2 protein-coding genes are annotated in these 3827 nt (G+C 70.1%); both read right to left on the bottom strand.

The genetic code is table 11. The annotated features are described in order from the left end of the window. Nucleotides 1-26 precede the first annotated feature (26 nt). The gene (locus tag ACFWA7_RS39785; RefSeq protein ID WP_385828041.1) at nucleotides 27-2786 is read right to left on the bottom strand and encodes a bifunctional YncE family protein/alkaline phosphatase family protein; all 2760 of its coding nucleotides are present in this window, start codon (nucleotides 2784-2786) and stop codon (nucleotides 27-29) included. 4 nt (nucleotides 2787-2790) lie between these two features. Then, the coding region (locus ACFWA7_RS39790) for an ABC transporter permease (RefSeq protein ID WP_385828043.1) at nucleotides 2791-3827 on the bottom strand (1037 nt) is incomplete at its 5' end.

Consider the following 3827-nt stretch of genomic DNA (forward strand, 5'->3'; position numbering starts at 1 on the left):
GGGCCCTGTGTCTGCATTTCACTGTGTCAGTCGCGATCGGCTGACGGGATGTAGGCGCCCGGCACGTCCTCGGGCGCGTAGATCTTCTTCTCGCCGGGATACGGCTTCGCCCACGCGTGCGTCTGGTACCAGGTGAAGTGGTTCATCTGCGCGGGGTTGGCGAAGTCGGGCTCGGCGTCGGGCCCGGTGAGCCGCTGGTGCGACTTCCAGGTCTCCCATTGCGCCGCGAGCTCGTGCATGTCCGCGGGCACCTTCGCCGTCGGGACGGCCGCCGCGGCGGGGTTCTGCGGCGCTGGGGCGTCCTCGCCGCAGGTGGGCGGGACCGTCAGACCCGCCGTCAGCGAGGTGCGGTTGGGCAGCGCGCTGAACGGGGTGAGGTCCGGCGTGGCGGTGAACGCCGCGGCCATCGGGCTGGCCGCGCTGTCCTTCTGGTTCATCGGGTGGATCCCGAGGATCTGCTCGATGGTGCGGATCATCGTGATCTGCGAGTAGTAGTGGCTGTCGACGACGCCGTGCTTGGCCCAGGGGCTGATGATCTGGATCGGGGCACGGTGTCCGTCGACGTGGTCCAGGCCGGCCTGGGAGTCGTCCTCGACCACGAAGATCGCGGAGTCCTTCCAGTACGGGCTGTGCGAGACCGTGTCGACGAGCCGGCCGGTGGCGAGGTCGTTGTCGGCGACCTGGGCGGCCGCGTTCGGCGGCCCGCCGGTGTGGTCGCTGGAGAGCCAGAACATGTTCAGGTTCGCCGGCCCGTTCTTCTCGAAGTCACGCTTCCAGATCTCGTACCGGTAGATGTCCGGCACGCTGGTGTCGAACTTCGCGAAGCCGTGCACCGACACGTCGTTGAGCGAGGGGATCGGCGAGGACGAGACCAGGGGGTAGGCGGTGTCCTGTCCGGTCGAGCGCATGTTCTTGGTGTCGCAGTACAGGTTCTGCCAGCTCGCGCCCGCCGGCTTGGCCAGGAACTGCTGGAACTCGCCGAAGTCCCGTACGGACTGTCCGGCGGCCTGGGCGCCGGTCCACAGGAAACCGGTCCGCTGGTGGCCGAGGGCGTCGTCCTCGGTGTCGTAGCTGCGCGCGTACTCACCGGCCATGGACTCGGTGTACTCCGGGTTGTCGGCCTGCATCAGCCAGTTGTGCCCCTCGGCCGAGTTCGTACCGATATCGTACGTGTTGTCGTAGAGCCCGAACTGCTTGGCCAGCGCATGCTGGTTGGGGGTCACGTTCTCGCCGAACTCGGCCAGCGCCGGGGCGCCGTTGCCCTGCGGCAGGTCCCCGTAGACCTGGTCGTAGGTCCGGTTCTCCTTGACGATCAGGAAGACGTGCTTGATCGTCGACGGGTCGCCGAGCCGTACGGGAACGGGCACCGGCTGCGCGTTGCCCTGGCCGTGCGTGACCGAGCCGGGCGTCCAGCCGTTCTGCTCGAAGACCTTGGCCGTCTGGGCCTTGATGATGCCGTCCTTGGGCAGGAGGAACCGCTGAAGGCTCGATGTCGTGTCGTGGGTGCCGTGTCCGGCGCTGCTGGAAGGGCGGCGCGCGTCGATGCCACGGCTGTTGGAGACCAGCACCTCGTTGCCGACGGTGGTGATCTCCGCGGGGAAGTAGTCCGTGGGGAGCAGGCCCACATAGCTGACCGGCTCCTGCGGGGTGGTGTAGCGGTAGACGGCGACGGCGTTGGCCCGGCCGAGCGTCACCAGCAGGCGGCCGTCGCGGGAGAACGTCACCGCGTTGGGCTCGTAGCCCACGGACGCCTCCGGCCACGGCCTGGTGGAGATCGTCTGGACGACCTTGTCCTTCGCCGGGTCGATGACCGAGACGTCGTTGGTTGCGGTGTTGGTGACGAACACCGCGCCCTTCTTGGCGTACACGGCGGTCGGGTGCAGACCGACGTCGATGCTCGCGACGGCGGCACTCGGGTTCGCCACGTCGATGACGCTGACCGTGCCGGTGGTGGTCGCCGCGGTCACCGGGTCTGCGGGCACCTGGGTGTTGTAGGAGTTGACCGTGGTGTCGCCGGGCCGCGCCGGGCGGCCGCCCTCGTTGCTGACGTACAGCTTGGAGCCGACCAAGGCCATGCCGCGCGGGGCGTTGCCCACGGCCCAGCTCTGCTGGACCGCCCCGGTCGCCGCGTTGATGGCCACCACCCGGTTCTGGCCGTTGACCGCCGCGTACACGGTGGAGCTGTCGGGCGAGAACGCCGCCGCGCCCACCAGCGCGTGCTTGGGGCCGTCCGCAGGGATCTTGACGGCCACGGGGCTGGCGAGGCTGCCGTCCGCGTTGACGGTGAACTTGGTGTAGCCGTCGCTCTGGCCCAGCCACAGCTGCTTGCCGTCGGGCGAGTACGCCGGGCCTTCCTGGCCCACGTCGTTGCCGCTGATGCGCAGGTCGGCCGATGCGGAGTTGCCGATGCGCTGCTGCAGCTTCCCCCTCCGCAGGTTCACGATGTCCAGCGCCAGCCCCCCGTCGGCGAGCGAGGCCGCGAAGTGGGTGCCGTCCGGGCTGACCGTGGACGACATGATCTTGCCGTTGTCGATGACGAAGCGGGCACCGAACGGGGCGATGAACTGGTCGCTGGAGATGACCTGGCCCTGCTGGGTGACCTGGCCTACCTGGGCCGTGCCGAACTGGTCGGTCTGGGCGGAGGCGGTGCCGGCCAGAGCGAGGGCGACGGCGGCGACGCCGGCCGTCGCCAGGGGGGTTCGCCGGCCGGGGCGTCTGCCGATACGCCTGCCGACAGAGCCGGAGCGCCTCTCCTCGGCACTCCGACGGCGACGTGTGACCTGCATGGAGTCATCCCTTCGGGGTGGCGGAGAGCAGCTCGACATTGCCGTCGAACTGCCAGAGCGGGTTCGGCGCGTCCCCAGTGGCGGTCCGCACCAGGAAGTAGCCGTTCACTTCCTTCGGCCCGTCGCCGTCGGCCACGAACCGCCCGTCCGCGCCGACATCGAGCTGGTACACGGCTTGTCCGGTGGCCTCGACACCGGGGAGGTGCCAGGAGACGACGCAGCGCCAGTCGTTGCCCGGCCCATGGGCGCCGGTCCTGACGTTGCCCTTGGTGCACGCCGCCGTGGCCTTCAGCCGCGCCTCGGTGACGGCGGGCCGGTTGAGCTGCTCGGTCTGCGTGCGGTAGAGGTGGGCGAATTCCGTGGCGAGCGAGCGCTGCACCTTCTCCTGCTCGATGCCGGAGCCGCCGGCCGTCGTCGCCGCCGCGACGACGGCCACCGTCCCGGCGAGCAGCCCGGCGAACGGCAGCACCGCGATGGTGAGCCCGCGACGCCCGAGGCCGTCGTGCGCCGGGTTGGTGAAGTCGCGGCGTAGGAACAGGAGGTAGGCCAGCGCGGTGGCGGTCACGGCCCACAGCAGACTCACCACGACGCCGATCAGGAGCGGACCGCCCTGCGCGGGGCTGGTGAACAGACCGTTCCAGACGATGAACGCGTAACCGGGCAGGGCCAGGCGTACGGCTACGGGCAGCGGCAGGATCTGAGCGAGCTGCATCGCCAGCGCGACGAGAACCGGCAGCAGCAGTCCCATCGGCGAGCGTCCCAGGGTGACGGAGCCGAGCAGCCCGATCGCGGCGAGGGCCAGCGTCGGGGCCAGCACACAGACCCAGGCGAGCACGACCTTCCAAGCGGCGTCCGACGGTGCCAACGCGTGCCCGTCGAGGCCGACGAGTGGATGGTTGCCGACCGCCGCGAGCCCGCCGACCGTACTGGAACAGGCCAGGCCCACCACGAGCGCCAGGATGACGCTGAGGCCGGCCAGCGCCTTCGCCGCGAAGATCCGCCGGGGCGAGCGCACCGCCACGATGAGATGGCGCCAGGTCC

This window comes from Streptomyces sp. NPDC059994 (assembly GCF_042737755.1).
Taxonomy (GTDB): Bacteria; Actinomycetota; Actinomycetes; order Streptomycetales; family Streptomycetaceae; genus Streptomyces.

What these genes read in the sequence shown, in the direction of transcription:
- ACFWA7_RS39785 (WP_385828041.1), bottom strand. Translation starts at nt 2,786, where the DNA reads ATGCAGGTCACACGTCGCCGTCGGAGTGCCGAGGAGAGGCGCTCCGGC.